This is a genomic window from Novosphingobium sp. HNCC26BN242 (assembly GCF_057180525.1).
In genome coordinates this window covers 862,377-878,418 of record NZ_JBXUGM010000002.1, presented here as the reverse complement: position 1 = coordinate 878,418, position 16,042 = coordinate 862,377, and the positions used below count along the sequence as shown (strand labels likewise).

Sequence of the window (16,042 nt, the reverse complement as noted above, 5' to 3'; positions counted from 1 at the left end):
CCCCGCCTTCGCGGGGGAGCGGAGTTGCAGGATGTTTTGATGCGGTTGCCTTGCCGCGAACGTCATGGCATCGCTGCGCTTATATTAGACGCTCAGTTAGCGCGTCTACGGAGTCACAGCACATGAGCATTTCCTTCGAAGGCCGCGTGGCCATCGTCACTGGCGCAGGCGGCGGACTTGGCCGGGCCTATGCGCTCGAACTGGCGCGTCGCGGCGCGAAGGTGGTGGTCAACGACCTCGGCGGATCGCGCGATGGCACCGGCCATTCGGACGCGGCACTGAAAGTGGTCGAGGAAATCGAGGCCGCTGGTGGCGAGGCGATGCCGAACGGCGGCTCGGTCAGCGAGTACGAACAGATGGTCGAGATGGTCGCCCGCGCAAAGGAACGCTGGGGCGGCGTCCACGTGCTGATCAACAACGCCGGCATCCTGCGTGACAAGAGCTTCACCAAGATGGACCCCGCCGATTTCGAAACGGTGGTCAAAGTCCACCTGATCGGCTCAGCCTTCGCCACCAAGGCGTGCTGGGACCTGATGCGCGAACAGAACTACGGTCGCATCCTGATGACCGCCTCGTCCTCCGGACTGTTCGGCAACTTCGGCCAAGCCAACTATGGCGCGGCCAAACTCGGCGTCGCAGGCCTTGCCAAGACACTGTACCTTGAAGGCGCAAAGAACAACATCAAGGTCAACACGCTGGCCCCCGTCGCCGCCACGCGCATGACCGAGGACATCTTCCCCGAAGAAGCCTTCAAGCTGTTCAACCCCGAGAGCGTCGTCCCCGCCGCGCTGTTCCTCGTCTCCGAAGACGCCCCCACCAACGCCATCGTCGGCGCAGGTGCAGGCGGCTATCATTCGGCGTGGGTGACGATGAACAAGGGCGTGCTCTTGGCACCGGCTGAACAGACCGTCGAAGGCTTCGCCGCCAACTGGGGCAAGATCAGCGACCGAGCGGATGATTTTGTCCCCCGCTCCGGCCCCGAACAGGCACATGTGATTATCAGCCAGTTGCAGGCGGCGATGAAGGGCTAGCGCCCCATCCCCCAACCCCGTTCGTGTCGAGCGAAGTCGAGACACGATACGGAGTGTCTCGACTTCGCTCGACACGGACGGATGTCTCTAGGTTAGCCGCAACACCACCACGATCCCACCCTCAGGCACCTGCCCCCCCGCCAGCACCCGCACCGCATCGGCCCTCGCCCGCGCCAAAATCTCCGGCGCAATGCCAGCATCATGCACCACAACGTCCGCCTGCCCCAGCAAGCGCGCCGCGCGCAGCGTCAGGTCTTCAGGATCGTTAGAGGCCAGCACAATTTCGAACCGCCCGGACTGCCCTTCCGCACCCGATGCCAGCCACTCCCCCACCTTCGCCTCGCTCCCGGCCCGGAACAGGTCCAGTTCTCCGCCCTCATCCAACGCCGCGTCCAGCGCGCGCCGCCGATCCGCCACCGAAGCCCAACGCGCCCGCATCCCCTCGCGCGCCTCTTCCAGCGCGCGGGCGAGCGCGCCCAGCCCTTGCGGCAACAGGCGCTCCAGCCGCAAGCGCAGGATTTTGGCCAGCCCTGCCGAAGCCCCGCCCGTGCCCACCGCGATCAGGACCGGATCGCGGTCCAAAATCGAAGGCGTGGTGAAATCGCAAAGTTCGGGCCGGTCGACCACATTGACCAGCAGCCCCGCACAGCGCAGCCGGATCGCATCGCCCTGCGCCATGTCGGGGTTGTCGTGTGCAATGAAGGCAAGGCGCGCGCCGTCGTCGATCCCGGCATTGATCTCGCGATAGATCACCCCGCCCGCGCGTTCGATCAGGCGCTGCTTGGCGGCGGCGGCGTCCCCCTCGCCCAGCAGGATCACCGGCTGGCCCGCGATGCGGTGGAAGAGGGGGAGGCTGTGGAGGGTCATGGCGTTGCAATCGCGGTTTGCGCCAGCGTCCTTCGACAGGCTCAGGACGAGCGGAGGTGGGTTCTCGATTCCCTTATCCGCTCATGCTGAGCTTGTCGAAGCATCCCGCGCAAGGCCAGCGTCCTTCGACAAGCTCAGGACGAGCGGATATTGAGGCACACTTCTGTCTCAAACCCGCTCATGCTGAGCTTGTCGAAGCATGCTCGCACCAACTCGCATCAGGCAAGCCAATCCGGCACCCGCTCAGCCGCAAGAATCGTCGCCGGATCGATCCGGTCCGCCACCACGGCCCACTTGTCCCCATCGACCATCACTTCGGGCACCAAGGGCCGCGAGTTGTAGGTATTGGCCATCGTCGCGCCATAAGCGCCCGCAGTGCGAAACACCGCCAGATCGCCGCGCTCCACCGCGTCGATAGTCCGCGCCATCGCAAAGGTGTCCGAGCTTTCGCAGATCGGGCCGACGATGTTGGCCTCGAACGTCTCGCCCTTCGGTTCCACCGCCGCGAAATCGTGCCACGCATCGTACATCGCAGGCCGTGCCAGATCGTTCATCGCGGCATCGACCACGACCCACGGCGCGCCTGCGCCTTCCTTCACGCGGATCACTTGCGTCAGCAGCACGCCGGTGTTGCCCGTGATCACGCGGCCCGGTTCGAACATCAGCGTAACGCCCCAGTTGCCGGTCACGCGCGCGACCATCGCCGCATATTCATCGGGCTGCGGGAACACCTCGCCCGCCCGGTAGGGCACGCCGATCCCGCCGCCCAGGTCCATGTGCGTGACGGTATGACCCGCCGCGCGGATCTCTTCCATCAGCCCGCCGACCTTGGCGAACGCGGCTTCCAATGGCTCTAGCTTGGATAGCTGGCTGCCGATGTGCAGCGTCAACCCACGCATATCCAGCCCCGGCGTGCCCGAAAGCCGCGCATAGATCGCCGCTGCCCGGTCAAACGGAACACCGAACTTGTTTTCCGCCTTGCCCGTGGAAATCTTGCCATGCGTTCCTGCATCGACGTCGGGATTCACGCGCAGTGCAGCAGACGCCACCTTGCCCATCGACGCGGCAATTTCCGCAAGTTCCAGCCCTTCTTCCTCGCTTTCGAGGTTGAACTGCCCGATCCCCGCCTCAATCCCTCGGCGCATTTCGGCAGCGGTCTTGCCCACGCCGGAAAACACGATGCCATCGGGGTCCATGCCCGCCGCCAGCGCGCGTTCCATCTCGCCACCCGAAACCACGTCTGCGCCATAGCCTTCTGCCGCCAGCACTTTCAGCACCGACAGGTTGGGATTGGACTTCACCGCAAAGGCGATCTTCGCATTGCGCAAGATGCCCAGCGCATCGCGGAACACGCGGGCATGGCGCGTCAGCGTGGCGCGCGAATAGACATAGACAGGGGTGCCGACTTCTGCGGCAATCACCGGCAGCGGCACGTTTTCGGCATGCAGCACGCCGTTCTTCAATTCAAAATGGTCCATCGGAAAACTCAGCCTTCGGGTGGCAGATCAAAAGGATCGTCTTCACGATCCTGCGAGCGGCGACGCGGCTCGACATTGCGCGCAGGGGCGGCCTGCGCGGGAGGTTTGAGCAAATCATCCGCACCCGGCTGCACTTCGCGGCCATAGGGGATCGGCGGCGAGGTCTGGTCCGGGGCCAGCTTCAACTCAGCCCGGTTGCCACACGCGCCCAGGGCAAGCGCGGCCAGCGTAACAACCAAAGATGTGCGCAAAACGCTCAAGCCGATTCCTCCAGACCCAGCGCCACACGCGCCTCGGCCACGCGCTTCCTTACTTCGTCCGGCGCAGTTCCGCCATGGCTGCAACGGGCCGCTACGCTCGCCTCCACCGAAAGCGCGGCATAGACGCGGTCGTCGATGCGCGCGTCGACGGCTTTGAGGTCGTCAATCGAGAGCTGATCGAGCGCAATCCCGCGCGATTCGGCCAGCTTCACCGCGCTGCCGGTGATGTGGTGCGCTTCACGGAACGGGATATTCGCCTGCCGCACCAGCCAGTCGGCAAGGTCCGTTGCCGTGGCATAGCCCAGTTCGGCAGCAGCGCGCATCCGGTCAGTGCGGAACTTCGCCTCGGCCACCATCCCGGTCATCGCCGCGATAGACAGCGCGAGCAAGCTGGCGGCTTCGAAAACCGGCGGTTTGTCGTCCTGCATGTCCTTCGAATAGGCCAGCGGCAGGCCCTTCATCGTAATCATCAGCGCGGTCAGGCACCCCACGATCCGGCCCGAATGGCCGCGCACCAGTTCAGCGGCATCGGGGTTCTTCTTCTGCGGCATGATGCTGCTGCCGGTCGAAAGACTGTCAGGCAGCGTCACGAAGCCAAAGGGCTGGCTCGCCCAGATGATGAACTCCTCAGCCAGCCGCGAAAGGTGCAGCGAGCATTGCGCGGCGGCCATCAGGTAATCGAGCGCGAAATCGCGGTCGGACACCGAATCGAGGCTGTTGTCGGTCGGCCCGTCAAAGCCCAGCGCCTCTGCCGTGCGAAAGCGGTCGATGGGAAAGCCTGTTCCGGCCAGCGCCGCTGCGCCCAGCGGGCTGCGGTTCATCCGCACCCGCGCATCGGCAAAGCGCGAACGATCCCGCCCAGCCATCTCGTAATAGGCCATCAGATGATGCCCCAGCGTCACCGGCTGCGCAGTCTGCAAGTGCGTAAACCCGGGCATGATCGACGCGGCATGTTCGCCCGCACGGCCCACCAGCGCCCCCTGCAACTGCTTCAGGCCAAGCTCTGCCTGATCCATCGCATCGCGCACCCACAGGCGGAAATCGGTCGCCACCTGATCGTTGCGGCTGCGCGCAGTGTGCAGGCGTCCCGCCACCGGGCCGATCAATTCGGCAAGGCGGCTTTCGGTGGTCATGTGAATGTCTTCGAGGTCCCAGTTTTCGGGCACCCCGTTGGCTTCATATTCGGCAGCAACCGCATCCAGACCATCAGCAATGGTGGCCGCATCCTTGGCTGAAACGATGCCTTGCGCGCCCAGCATGGCCACATGGGCCTTTGACGCAGCGATATCTTGCCGCCACAGCGCCTTGTCGAAGGGAATCGAGGCGTTAATCTCGCGCATGATCGCCGAGGGACCGCCTGCGAAGCGCCCGCCCCACATCTGGTTGGAGCCTGAATTGCCGCTCATATCCGTCCGTTCGCCCCAAATGGTGGTCTTGGTTGCAGCGCTTGCCGCAGCGGGGTGCGATAAGCAAGCCACGCCCGACTCGCAACCGCAGAGCAGCGTGACGCCAGCGGAATCTGCGCCGAAGAATGAATTCAACGGCACACTCGACATCACCAATCGCGGCAAGGCCATGCCCGATTTCACCGTGACCGACCCATCGGGCAAGGCGCTCAAGCTGACCGACCTCAAAGGCACGCCGGTTCTTTTGAACGTCTGGGCCACTTGGTGCGGCCCCTGCAAACTGGAAATGCCGGAGCTGGACAAGCTGGCTGTCGACAACGTGGGCAAGCTTCGCGTCCTCACGGTGTCACAGGACATCGACGGCGCAGCCAAGGTTGCGCCCTACTATGCCGAAAACAAGTTCGCGAAGCTGGAGCCCTGGCTTGATCCCGAAAACAACGTCGGCTTCTTTTACGAAACCGGGATGTTGCCCACAACCGTGCTCTACGACGCGCAGGGCAAGGAAGTGTGGCGCATGATCGGCGCGCGCGACTGGTCGGGGCCACGGACGGCGGCGATGCTGGCAGAGACTTTGGGGAAGTAGAGGCTAAGCAAAGGGCCCACCCCCGACCCCTCCCGCAAGCGGGAGGGGAGCAAGACAGCGCGACGTTCGCATTCCCCTCCCGCAAGCGGGAGGGGGCAGGGGTGGGCAACAGCACCCCACCCGAAAGACCACCCAACAACAGTTTGACAAAACCCACCGCGCCGCTAGGGCCGTAGACGGGCCACGCGGTCCCAACGCCGCGCGTGCTCTCTGTAAGGAGAGACTACATGACTGTTGCTGTACCGGCTCGTAAGCCTGCGCGCCCCTTCTTCTCGTCCGGTCCCTGCGCAAAGCCGCCCGGATACTCCCCCGAAAAGCTCGCCACTGAATCGCTGGGCCGGTCACACCGCGCCAAGATCGGCAAGGCGCGTCTGCAGTACAGTATCGATCTGATGCGCGAAGTGCTGCAACTTCCCGATACGCACCGCATTGGCATCGTTCCGGGGTCTGATACCGGCGCTTTCGAAATGGCGATGTGGACGATGCTCGGCGCTCGCCCCGTCACCACGCTGGCATGGGAATCGTTCGGTGAAGGTTGGGTCACCGATGCGGTAAAGCAGCTCAAGATCGATCCCACGGTCATGCGCGCCGATTACGGCCAGATTCCCGATCTGAACGCCATCGACTGGAGCAATGACGTGCTGTTCACCTGGAACGGCACCACCTCTGGCGTGCGCGTTCCCAACGCTGATTTTATTCCCGCCGACCGTGAAGGCCTGTCCTTTGCAGACTCCACCTCGGCAGTTTTCGCTTACGACATCGACTGGTCGAAGATCGACGTCGCCACCTTCTCCTGGCAGAAGGTGCTGGGCGGCGAAGGCGGCCACGGCGTCCTGATCCTTGGTCCCCGCGCAGTCGAACGGCTTGAAACTTACACCCCCGCATGGCCCCTGCCCAAGGTGTTCCGCCTCGTGTCCAAGGGCAAGCTGACCGAAGGCGTGTTCAAGGGCGAGACAATCAATACGCCCTCTATGCTTGCGGTCGAAGATTCGATCTTCGCGCTAGAATGGGCCAAGGGCCTCGGCGGTCTCGAAGGCCTCAAGGCCCGTAGCGACGCCAATGCAGCAGCGCTCGACAAGATCGTGGCAGAACGCTCGTGGCTCTCGCACCTCTGCGACGATGAAGCGACCCGGTCAAAAACCTCGGTCTGCCTCTCGGTCGAAGGCGCGGATGCGGACTTTATCAAAAAGTTCGCAGGCCTGCTCGAAAAGCAGAACGCCGCTTATGACATCGCCGGATACCGCGATGCCCCTGCGGGCCTGCGCATCTGGTGCGGCGCGACCGTCAATGCCGAGGATATCGAAGCCCTCGGCCCATGGCTCGACTGGGCCTATGCGACGGTTCAGGCCGAACTGGCTGCCGCATAACTTCTCTACCCTCTTGGCGTCACCCCGGACTTGATCCGGGGTCCCGCTTTCTTTTCTCCGCCCGCGTGAACAAGCGGGACCCCGGGTCAAGCCCGGGGTGACGAAGGAATTTCCAATGACAAAGCCCAAAGTCCTCATTTCCGACAAGATGGACCCCAACGCCGCCCGCATTTTCACCGAAATGGGCTGCGACGTAGACGTCATCACCGGCGAAACCCCCGAACAGCTGATCGCCCGCATCGGCGAATACGATGGCCTCGCCATCCGCTCCTCGACCAAGGTGACCAAGGCCATCCTCGATGCCGCCACCAACCTGAAAGTCATTGGTCGCGCTGGCATCGGCGTTGATAACGTCGATATCCCCTATGCCTCGGGCAAGGGCGTGGTGGTGATGAACACCCCGTTCGGCAACTCGATCACCACGGCTGAACACGCCATCGCGATGATGTTTGCCCTCGCCCGCCAGATCCCCGAAGCCAATGCGCAGACCCAAGCTGGCTTGTGGCCCAAGAACGGCTTCATGGGCATCGAAGTGACCGGCAAGACGCTGGGCCTGATTGGCGCAGGCAACATTGGTTCCATCGTCGCCAGCCGCGCATTGGGCCTCAAGATGAAGGTCGTCGCCTTCGACCCGTTCCTGACGCCCGAACGCGCTGTGGAAATGGGCGTGGAAAAGGCCGATCTCGATACGCTGCTGGCCAAGGCAGACTTCATCACGCTGCACACCCCGCTGACCGACCAGACCCGCAATATCCTGTCGGCGGAAAACATCGCCAAGTGCAAGAAGGGCGTGCGCATCATCAACTGCGCGCGTGGCGGGCTGATCGATGAAGTGGCGCTGAAAGCCGCACTCGATTCAGGCCAGGTCGCAGGCGCTGCGCTCGATGTGTTCGAAACCGAACCCGCCAAGGAATCGCCGCTGTTTGGCACGCCAAACTTCATCTGCACCCCGCATCTGGGCGCCAGCACCACCGAAGCGCAAGTAAACGTCGCGCTGCAAGTGGCTGAACAGATGGCCGATTTCCTCGTCACCGGCGGCGTCACAAACGCGCTCAACATGCCCTCGCTTTCGGCTGAGGAAGCGCCCAAGCTCAAGCCCTACATGGCGCTGGCCGAAAAGCTGGGCAAGCTGGTGGGCCAGCTGGCGCATGACAACCTGACCAAGATCGCTATCGAGGTCGAAGGTGCCGCCGCGCAGCTCAACCAGAAGCCGATCACCGCCGCCGTGCTGGCCGGTCTGATGAGCCAGTATTCGCAGGCCGTGAACATGGTCAACGCGCCGTTCCTCGCCAAGGAGCGCGGGCTGGACGTGCGCGAAGTGCGCCATGATCGTGAAGGCGTATACCACACGCTGGTTCGCGTCACCGTCAGCACCTCGCAGGGCGATCGTTCGGTTGCGGGCACGCTGTTCGGCAACAGCCAGCCGCGCCTTGTCGAAATCTTCGGCATCGGCATCGAAGCCGATCTCGATGGCGACATGCTCTACATCGTGAACTCCGACGCACCGGGCTTCATCGGCCGCATTGGCACGCTGCTGGGTGAAAACAGCATCAACATCGGCACCTTCCACCTCGGTCGCCGCGAAGCCGGTGGCGAGGCCGTGCTGCTGCTCTCGCTCGACAATCCGGTGCCGCAGGACGTGCTCAAGCAAGCCTGCGACCTGCAGGGCGTGCGCACGGTCAAGGCGCTGAAGTTCGTCTGACGACGTTTCAGATGAGCGGGGCTGGTTGACTGCCAGTCCCGCTCATCCTGAGCTTGTCGAAGGATGCCCGCCCTGCGCCGGATGGTTCGACAGGCTCACCATGAGCGGGCCTTTGCGCCACACTCACCCACTCCGCTCATCCTGAGTTTGTCGAAGGATGCACACGCACCCCTTCATCGACACGCCGCCAAGTTCAAGCTAAGCGCCCACCCATGACCGACCTCGATTCCAGCCTCCTGCCCGAAGGCCTCGAAGACCGCCTGCCCCGAGAAGCAGCGACCGCCACGCGCGTGATGCGCAGCCTTCAGGATGTGATGCACGGCCACGGCTATGATCGCGTGCTGCCGCCGATGATCGAGTTCGAAAAGAGCCTCGCCACGCGCATGGCGGGCATCCAGTCACGCCGCATGTTCCGCTTCACCGATCCGTCCAGTTTGCGGATGATGGGCCTGCGGTCAGACCACACCCCGCAGATCGGCCGCATCGCGCAAACCCGCCTTGCCGAAGCCGCGCGCCCCTTGCGCCTGATGTATGCAGGGCAAGTCCTCACCATCAAGAGCGACGGGTTGAACCCCGCACGCGAAAAGCTGCAGTGCGGTGCCGAACTGATCGGCGCAGACAATGTCGCCGCCGCCACCGAAATCGTCTCGCTCGCGGTCGAAGCCTTGCAGGCCACCGGCATTTCCGGCGTGAGCGTCGATTTCACCCTGCCCGATCTGGTCGATACGCTGGCCGCCAAGGCCTTCCCGCTCGAACCCGGCCAGATCGAGGCGGTGCGCCGCGAACTCGATACCAAGGACGCAGGGGGCCTGCGCGATGTGGGCGGCGAGGCTTACGTGCCCCTGCTCTACGCTACCGGTGAATTCGAAAGCGCCATCGAAAAGCTCTTCGCCATCGATGCTGGCGGAGCGCTCGCCAGCCGCATCCGCGCCTTGCGCGAAATCGCCGCCAGCCTCAACGGCACCGCCCGCCTCACGCTCGACCCCAGCGAGCGCCACGGCTTCGAATACCAGACCTGGTTCGGCTTCACGCTCTATGCAGCAGGCGTGCGCGGCCCGGTCGGCCGCGGCGGCACCTACCGCATCGCCGGGGCCGGTGAGGGCGAAGTCGCCACCGGCTTCTCACTCTACCCCGACGCCCTGATCGACCTCCTCTCCGCCAGCGAACCCGCCGAAGACCGCGTATTCCTCCCGCTGGGCCACAACCGCGCCGAGGCTGCACGGCTTCGCGCGATAGGCTGGCGGACGGTTGCGGCTTTGACGGAGGCAGACAGCGCGGAGGCGTTGGGCTGCACGCATGTGTTGGGGGCTAGTGGGCCGGAGAAGGTTTGAAATTCAGCGGTCGGCTTTGGCCAAGGTTGCAAGTTAGCAGATATTCCGATGACGACCCCATTGCTGACATTCGCAACGGGTGGCATCTTCAAAATTCGCGGCATAAGCATTGTCGGAGGTGGTCGACCCAAGCCATGTATAGCAACGACTACTCAGCCTACCCTCAGATACTCGGTTACACGATCGGAATCGCGCTCGTCGGCGGCAGCGCAATAGCCCTTATTCCCAAAGATCGGCTCAGAAAATTGTGCGCGACAGCGCTTGGCCTAGTTCCCGTATTCATGGTGATATACGTTCTGATCATGGAGCAGATTACGGATTTGTACGTGATTGGCCTCTCAGTAGTGGTCAGCCTTTTCTTTATGACCGTTTGGTGTTTACCTGCGCTAGTGTCGTACAAGCTCGTTAGACATTTCTGTCGACGGATTGCTCGAAGACATCAAAAACTGAACTAGGGTCCGCCTACCATCCATCAACAGTCATTTTGATCCACCCGGCGCGATCTTGAAATCGACTCGGCAACGTCGGCAGTTCTTTCGCCAAAACCTGATTTCTTCCAACCGACGCGGTGGCGGACGTTGCCTACAAGAAAAAATCCACATCCTCGTCGCCCCGTGCTTGACACGGGGCTTGGCTACCTTTCAGCGTGGCCTTGTTGCGCTCCCACCACCGGATATCGCTGGTCCCAAAGGTCCAGCCAATCGGGATTTTCCGCCTCGATCAGCGCCATCGGGCTGTTGTGCCAAACGTGAGGTCGCAAGGGAAGCCAAGCCCCGTGTCAAGCACGGGGCGACGGAAGGTTTGTTCGAGGGTTTGGTCGAACCAAACCTACACCCCAAACACTCCCTTCAACCAGGCATCCATAACCGGCGTCGCCGCATAGTCCGGTTCGCCCAGCTTGCGGTTGATCTCGGCGTGGCCCTGCAGGCCCTTGCCCGGAAAGCTGCCCACTTCCACGCTCGATCCGCCGCGTTTCAGGGCCGCCGCCAGTTCACCCGCCTGCGCCACGCCATCCTCGCGCTGCACGTGCAGCAGCAGGAAGCGCGGTGCGTTGGGGGCGGCGGCATGGAACACAGGCGAAAGCGCCTTCTGCCGCGCTGGATCGGTGCCGAAGGCCTGCTTGTAGGTTTCACCCATGAACCGGCCCGCCTGCGCCATCTGTTTGGGCACATCATAGGCCGCGCCATCATTGGGCATCACGCCGTCCACATCGGCAAACGATAGCCCCGCCTTGCGCAGATACTGCTCGTCCGTGCCCACCAGCGCCACCAGATGCGCGCCCGCGCTGTGGCCGGTGATGACCACGCGGCTGCGGTCGATCCCCAAGCCCGCCGCCTTGCCCAGCACGAAGGCCAGCGCCTGCGCCACGTCGCTGGCCTGCTGCTCCACCGTGGCTTGCGGCACCAGCCGGTAATTGATCGAGGCAAAGGCATAGCCCTGCCCCACCAGATGCCCCGGCAGCGCATTGCCCATCGCGGTGTCCTTGCTCCCGCGCTTCCACCCGCCGCCGTGGACATAAAGCACCAGCGGTGCAGCATTCGCGCCCTTCGGGACCCAGAGGTCCAGCACTTGCGCCGGATCGCTGCCATAGCTCAGCGTCTGCGCGCCCGGAGCGCGGCGCTTTTGGCCCTCGCCCTGCGCGCGCTGCTCCATGCGTTTGGCAATCCGCTCGCGCAGCCGCTCACCGGGTTGCGCTTGCGCAATACCGACAGAAAGGACCGCCACGCCCAGCAGCCCGGCCAACCATGCTTTTGCCATAAGATCACCTCACCGTCCCTGACCTTCGAGCGAAAACTGCGCGCGGTCAGCTTTACGATGGGTGAACCGCAGACCAACGCAACTCCCGTTCGTGTCGAGCGAAGTCGAGACACCACGCGCGGTGTCTCGACTTCGACCCGAACGGGGGTTGGGTCAATCCAAAGTCATCGCGTCAGAAACTAAACCGCGCGCTCAGCCGGAAATCGCGGCCGAACAGCGGGGCCACATCCTTGAGGAAGCTGGTGTGGCGGCGTGCCTCCACATCAAAGATGTTGTTCGCCTGCAGCATCAGCGTGGTCGGTGACGCAGCGCCAAACGGCTTCCACGAAACACTGGCGTTGACCATCGTCCATGCCGGAGTCTCGGTTTCGAACGCGGTAATGCGGCGTTGCGCGGTGGCATGTTCCACTTCCACACGGCCGCCGATGTCACCACCGCCGGCCTGCAGCCCGCCGATCAGGCGCAGCGGCGGAATGCGCGGCACCGCGCCGCCCCCGTTCAGCACATCGGCGCGCGTGTAATCGACCAGTCCCGTGGCCTCCACCTTCGTATCGCCCGTCTGCGCCAGCGTGACCGCGCCTTCCACTTCAAAGCCATAGAAGCGCGCATCAACCTGCGTGTATTGGAACACGTCCAGTCCATCCTCTTCCTCTCCGGTCGGATTGAGGAAGATGTAATTGTCGAACCGGTTGATGAAGCCCGCCACTTCGATCCGCCAGCCATCACCGCGCCCGCGCAGCACGGCTTCTGCGCCCAGCTGGCGCTCCTTGCGGAAATCGGGATTGCCGATTTCGAACGCGCGTGTGGCGGCATGGGCACCATTGGCGAACAGCTCTTCTGCTGCTGGCGCACGTTCACTGCGCGCGCCGCTCAGTGCCAGACGGAAGCCACTGCCAAGATCGACTGAGCCACCGAGCGAAACCGAGATCGAATCGAATGTGCGTTCACGTCCGATCAGGGCAGATTTTATATTGGTATGCTCGTACCGCGCACCGCCTTCAAGCCGCGCAACGCCCAGATCGAACTCCTGCAGCGTGAACAGGCCAATCTGCCGCGTTTCGTTGGCCGGGATATAGTCTTCGCCCACCGTGCTGAAATTGCGGCTGAAATACTGTACGCCGCTGGCTCCCTGCCAGCCGTTCTGTTCAGCTTGCACCAGTTCCACGCGCGCTTCCCAGCTCCTGTTGAAAAAGCTGGTGCCGATCTCACCCGTCGATTCGATCTCATCATGGCGGTAATCGGCCCAGCCGCCGCGCAGCTTCAGTTCCTTGAACGCACCACCCAGCGGCACCGCACCGCGCACATCGACGCGGGTCTGGCGCATGTTCAGCGTGATGTCTTCGTGGCTGTGGCCCTCTTCGTGGTCATGATCTTCCTCATGATCATGATCATGGTCCTCATCTTCGCCATGCTCATCGTGATGTTCGATCTCAAGGCCGTTCGGAATGCCATAGCGGTTTTCCAGATGGCTCACCGCAAAGCCGAAGTTCGCACCATCCTGCCCGATCCAGCCAAGGCCACCCGCAATGTCCCACGTGCGCGCCGCCGTATTGCCCAAACGCCCGCGCGCCTGCGCCTCTTCGGCCACTTCGCCGCCCTCTTCGGCAGCTTCATCGCGCAGGTTCCGGCTGAACACGAAGCCCCCGGTGCGGTAATTGCCCGATTCAAAGAAGCTGCCATCCAGATGCGCCACGAACCCGCCACCCAGCGGTGCATTGACCGAGGCGGCAATGTTGCGCTCCTCCGCTGCCGAGGCGACGCCCGCCACGGCATCCACGTGCGGCCCTGCTTCGGGCACTTCACGCGGGATGCGCAGATCGCGCATGTTCACCACGCCACCAATCGCGCCCGAGCCATAGAGCAGCGCGGCAGGCCCACGCAAAATCTCGATCCGGTCCGCCAGCAGCGGATTCACCGCCACGGCATGGTCGACCGAAGTGTTGGACACGTCAAAGCTGCCGATCCCATCAGTCAGCACGCGCACCCGCTCTGCATCCAGCCCGCGCAGGATCGGGCGCGAGGCATTGGGGCCAAAGAACGTGGACGATACGCCGGGCTGCCGCGCCAGCGTCTCGCCAATGGTAGACCGCTGCTGCAATTGCAGATCGTCGCCCTGCAGCACGGTAACGGCGGTGGCCACGACCTGCCGATCCCGTTCATAAGGAGCAGAAACCACGATTTCGGTGGATGTAACGGAGTGACCATCAGCCCGCCCATCGACCCCCTTGGCAGTCTGTTCAGATTCTGCCGCAGCGACTGCGGTAGGTGCCTCAGCAGCATAAGCATGGGATGCGGTGGCTAGGCCGGCAATGGCCGAACCTGCGAGCAGAGCGATCAAACGCATGAAATCCTGACCTTTCGGAAGAGCTTTATTGACAACCAGGCGTAGCGCGCCGCCGGGCCGCATAACGGCTTCGTTGTATTGATACAAGATATCATAACAAAAAAGATGGAAGGATTCCGACCATCTGGCGACACTCGGTCGGCGCGCCGCGCCACAAGTTGCTCCGATCCGAAGCGATCAACTCTGCAGAAATCCAAATGTACCGCTACGCCAATGGCCCAAGCAGGCCGGTCGTTGAAGATTGGTGTGTATTTCTTGCTAAACTTGGTACCGATGCTCTTGAAACCGCGCTTCTTGCTGGTTGTCATTTTGCTGGTTGCGGCGCTGTTTCGGCTTCATCACATCGGCTTTGGCCTGCCTGCGGTAAACGACCCGGATGAACTGATGTTTGAACTTGGTGCCTTGCGCATGCTGCGCACGGGCACGCTCAACCCTGGCTGGTTTGGACATCCGGCCACGACGACTATGTACGGCCTTGCCCTTGCCAACGTGGCCACTTTTGCCGTCGGCCGGCTGCTGGGCTGGTATCAATCGCAGCGTGAATTTGCGGATGCGGTTTTCGCCGATCCCACGCTGATTGTCCTGCCCGGCCGCGTCCTGATGGCTGCGTTCGGTGTGTTGACTGTAGGTTTGACGGCGCGCTTGGGAATGATGCTGTGGGATTGCAGGACAGGTCTTGTAGCCGCCCTGATCCTCGCAATCAGCCCGGTTGCAGTGCAATGGTCACAAGTGATCCGGTCAGACATGATGGCCTGCGCCTTCATGCTGCTGTGCCTTATTTCAACCCTGCGATACGCCCGCGACGGGTCGTTGCGCGCACTGGTAGTTAGTGCAACCTGGCTTGGCATTGCTGTGGCAACCAAATGGCCTTTTGCGATTGCCGGATCAGCCATGCTGACCGTGCTTATCAGCGAATTTCGCGCAGGATCGGCATCATCCCGGCAAACAGTGGTTCGCGCCATAGTGTTTTCCGGGGTGACCCTTTCGACACTCCTGCTCATCTCGCCCTATCTTGTGCTCACCCACGATGTGGTCATACGCAATCTTCTGGGCGAGGCGCAGCAGCAGCATCTTGGCGCGACGGGGGGATCGCCGGGATACAACGCGATCTGGTACTTGAAAGGGCCATTCCTAGTCGCACTAGGCTGGAGCGGCACAATGATGTCAATCGTCGGGCTGGCCTTGTCATTCCACCTTTATGCTGCGCGGATCACCCTGTTGCCGGTCCTGGCGCTATTTGTCCTTGTGCTTGTTTCGCAAAGCCTTGTCTGGGAGCGCTGGGCATTGCCACTGCTTCCCATCATGGCGCTGTTGGCGGCCGTTGGTATCCTGCGAATTGCAGCATGGCTGGGCAGACGCTTTGGTAACCGGCATGGCCACAATGCAATGATCATCACAGCGCTGATGATCATCATAGCCCTGCCGCCGGCCATCACAGCAACGCAGCAAGCTAGGGCGCGGGCAAATGACACGCGCCAGTTGGCTTCGCGCTGGGCCGCAGATCATATTCCACCGGGATCCACTGTTCTGATCGAACACTTTGGCTTCGACCTTTATGACAAACCCTGGCGGATTCTCTTCCCGCTCGGAAAAGCTGGATGCGTCGATGCCAGGGCCATGCTGGCAGGCAAGATTGATTACGCCAAAATTGAAGAGGCCAGAGGTGACCGGTCAAATGTTGATTATGGCACTGTCGATCCAAACCTTGCCCGCAGTTGCCGATCGGACTTTGCCATAATCACGCAAGCGGATCGCTACTTTGCAGAAAAGGATCGCTTCCCGGCGCAAGCAGCCGCCTATCGAAAGCTCATCCTTGGTGGAAAAACAAAAGCCACGTTCCACCCTTCTGATTGCCGATCGCATGGGCCTTTTACAAGAATAATCCAATATCAATAGAGTTTGTTCCAATTCCGAT

The 16,042-nt window shown here is 62.5% G+C and carries 12 protein-coding genes; 6 read left to right on the top strand and 6 right to left on the bottom strand.

Translation table 11 applies throughout. From position 1 onward, the window contains the following. The first annotated feature begins 122 nt into the window (after positions 1 to 122). Positions 123 to 1,031, top strand: coding sequence for an SDR family NAD(P)-dependent oxidoreductase (locus tag AC2A1F_RS11810; protein ID WP_484208945.1), 909 nt, complete (start codon positions 123 to 125; stop codon positions 1,029 to 1,031). Between the two features lie 87 nt (positions 1,032 to 1,118). Here AC2A1F_RS11810 and AC2A1F_RS11805 read toward each other — a convergent pair whose 3' ends face one another. From AC2A1F_RS11805 to argH, 4 genes are all read right to left on the bottom strand, one after another. Beyond that, the gene (locus AC2A1F_RS11805; protein ID WP_484208944.1) at positions 1,119 to 1,898 is read right to left on the bottom strand and encodes a precorrin-2 dehydrogenase/sirohydrochlorin ferrochelatase family protein; all 780 of its coding nucleotides are present in this window, start codon (positions 1,896 to 1,898) and stop codon (positions 1,119 to 1,121) included. A gap of 218 nt (positions 1,899 to 2,116) precedes the next feature. Next, a complete protein-coding gene (gene lysA, locus AC2A1F_RS11800) occupies positions 2,117 to 3,376 on the bottom strand; it encodes a diaminopimelate decarboxylase (RefSeq protein ID WP_484208943.1) in 1,260 nt (419 codons plus the stop codon). A gap of 8 nt (positions 3,377 to 3,384) precedes the next feature. Next, positions 3,385 to 3,636 (bottom strand): hypothetical protein, encoded by a 252-nt coding sequence (locus AC2A1F_RS11795; RefSeq protein WP_484208942.1) that lies wholly within the window; start codon positions 3,634 to 3,636, stop codon positions 3,385 to 3,387. Then, entirely contained in the window at positions 3,633 to 5,042 is a 1,410-nt protein-coding gene (argH, locus tag AC2A1F_RS11790; RefSeq protein ID WP_484208941.1) for an argininosuccinate lyase, read from the bottom strand. Before argH ends, AC2A1F_RS11795 begins: the two co-directional genes overlap by 4 nt. 19 nt (positions 5,043 to 5,061) lie before the next feature. Here argH and AC2A1F_RS11785 point away from each other — a divergent pair, with 19 nt between their 5' ends. The 4 genes from AC2A1F_RS11785 to AC2A1F_RS11770 all read left to right on the top strand — a co-directional run bounded on the left by AC2A1F_RS11785 (position 5,062) and on the right by AC2A1F_RS11770 (position 10,025). Beyond that, positions 5,062 to 5,625 carry a TlpA family protein disulfide reductase gene (locus tag AC2A1F_RS11785; RefSeq protein ID WP_484208940.1) on the top strand — a complete coding sequence of 188 codons (564 nt, stop codon included), beginning with the start codon at positions 5,062 to 5,064 and terminating at the stop codon, positions 5,623 to 5,625. A gap of 227 nt (positions 5,626 to 5,852) precedes the next feature. Further along, a complete protein-coding gene (locus AC2A1F_RS11780; protein ID WP_484208939.1) occupies positions 5,853 to 6,992 on the top strand; it encodes a phosphoserine transaminase in 1,140 nt (379 codons plus the stop codon). A gap of 115 nt (positions 6,993 to 7,107) precedes the next feature. Beyond that, on the top strand, positions 7,108 to 8,694 hold the full coding sequence (serA, locus tag AC2A1F_RS11775; protein ID WP_484208938.1) for a phosphoglycerate dehydrogenase: 1,587 nt from the start codon (positions 7,108 to 7,110) through the stop codon (positions 8,692 to 8,694). Positions 8,695 to 8,906: 212 nt separating this feature from the next. After that, positions 8,907 to 10,025: an ATP phosphoribosyltransferase regulatory subunit gene (locus AC2A1F_RS11770; RefSeq protein WP_484208937.1), complete on the top strand. Its 1,119-nt coding sequence runs from the start codon at positions 8,907 to 8,909 to the stop codon at positions 10,023 to 10,025. Between the two features lie 828 nt (positions 10,026 to 10,853). Here the strand turns inward: AC2A1F_RS11770 and AC2A1F_RS11765 are convergent. Continuing rightward, the gene (locus AC2A1F_RS11765; protein WP_484208936.1) at positions 10,854 to 11,783 is read right to left on the bottom strand and encodes an alpha/beta hydrolase; all 930 of its coding nucleotides are present in this window, start codon (positions 11,781 to 11,783) and stop codon (positions 10,854 to 10,856) included. A gap of 172 nt (positions 11,784 to 11,955) precedes the next feature. After that, positions 11,956 to 14,127 (bottom strand): TonB-dependent receptor, encoded by a 2,172-nt coding sequence (locus AC2A1F_RS11760; protein ID WP_484208935.1) that lies wholly within the window; start codon positions 14,125 to 14,127, stop codon positions 11,956 to 11,958. Positions 14,128 to 14,205: 78 nt separating this feature from the next. On the opposite strand from AC2A1F_RS11760, the gene AC2A1F_RS11755 reads away from it, so the two are divergent. Next, complete coding sequence (locus AC2A1F_RS11755; RefSeq protein WP_484208934.1) at positions 14,206 to 16,023, top strand: ArnT family glycosyltransferase; 1,818 nt, start codon at positions 14,206 to 14,208, stop codon at positions 16,021 to 16,023. The last annotated feature ends 19 nt before the right edge of the window (positions 16,024 to 16,042 follow it).

What these genes read in the sequence shown, in the direction of transcription:
- AC2A1F_RS11810 (WP_484208945.1), top strand. Translation starts at nt 123, where the DNA reads ATGAGCATTTCCTTCGAAGGCCGCGTGGCCATCGTCACTGGCGCAGGC.
- AC2A1F_RS11805 (WP_484208944.1), bottom strand. Translation starts at nt 1,898, where the DNA reads ATGACCCTCCACAGCCTCCCCCTCTTCCACCGCATCGCGGGCCAGCCG.
- lysA (WP_484208943.1), bottom strand. Translation starts at nt 3,376, where the DNA reads ATGGACCATTTTGAATTGAAGAACGGCGTGCTGCATGCCGAAAACGTG.
- argH (WP_484208941.1), bottom strand. Translation starts at nt 5,042, where the DNA reads ATGAGCGGCAATTCAGGCTCCAACCAGATGTGGGGCGGGCGCTTCGCA.
- AC2A1F_RS11785 (WP_484208940.1), top strand. Translation starts at nt 5,062, where the DNA reads ATGGTGGTCTTGGTTGCAGCGCTTGCCGCAGCGGGGTGCGATAAGCAA.
- AC2A1F_RS11780 (WP_484208939.1), top strand. Translation starts at nt 5,853, where the DNA reads ATGACTGTTGCTGTACCGGCTCGTAAGCCTGCGCGCCCCTTCTTCTCG.
- serA (WP_484208938.1), top strand. Translation starts at nt 7,108, where the DNA reads ATGACAAAGCCCAAAGTCCTCATTTCCGACAAGATGGACCCCAACGCC.
- AC2A1F_RS11770 (WP_484208937.1), top strand. Translation starts at nt 8,907, where the DNA reads ATGACCGACCTCGATTCCAGCCTCCTGCCCGAAGGCCTCGAAGACCGC.
- AC2A1F_RS11765 (WP_484208936.1), bottom strand. Translation starts at nt 11,783, where the DNA reads ATGGCAAAAGCATGGTTGGCCGGGCTGCTGGGCGTGGCGGTCCTTTCT.
- AC2A1F_RS11760 (WP_484208935.1), bottom strand. Translation starts at nt 14,127, where the DNA reads ATGCGTTTGATCGCTCTGCTCGCAGGTTCGGCCATTGCCGGCCTAGCC.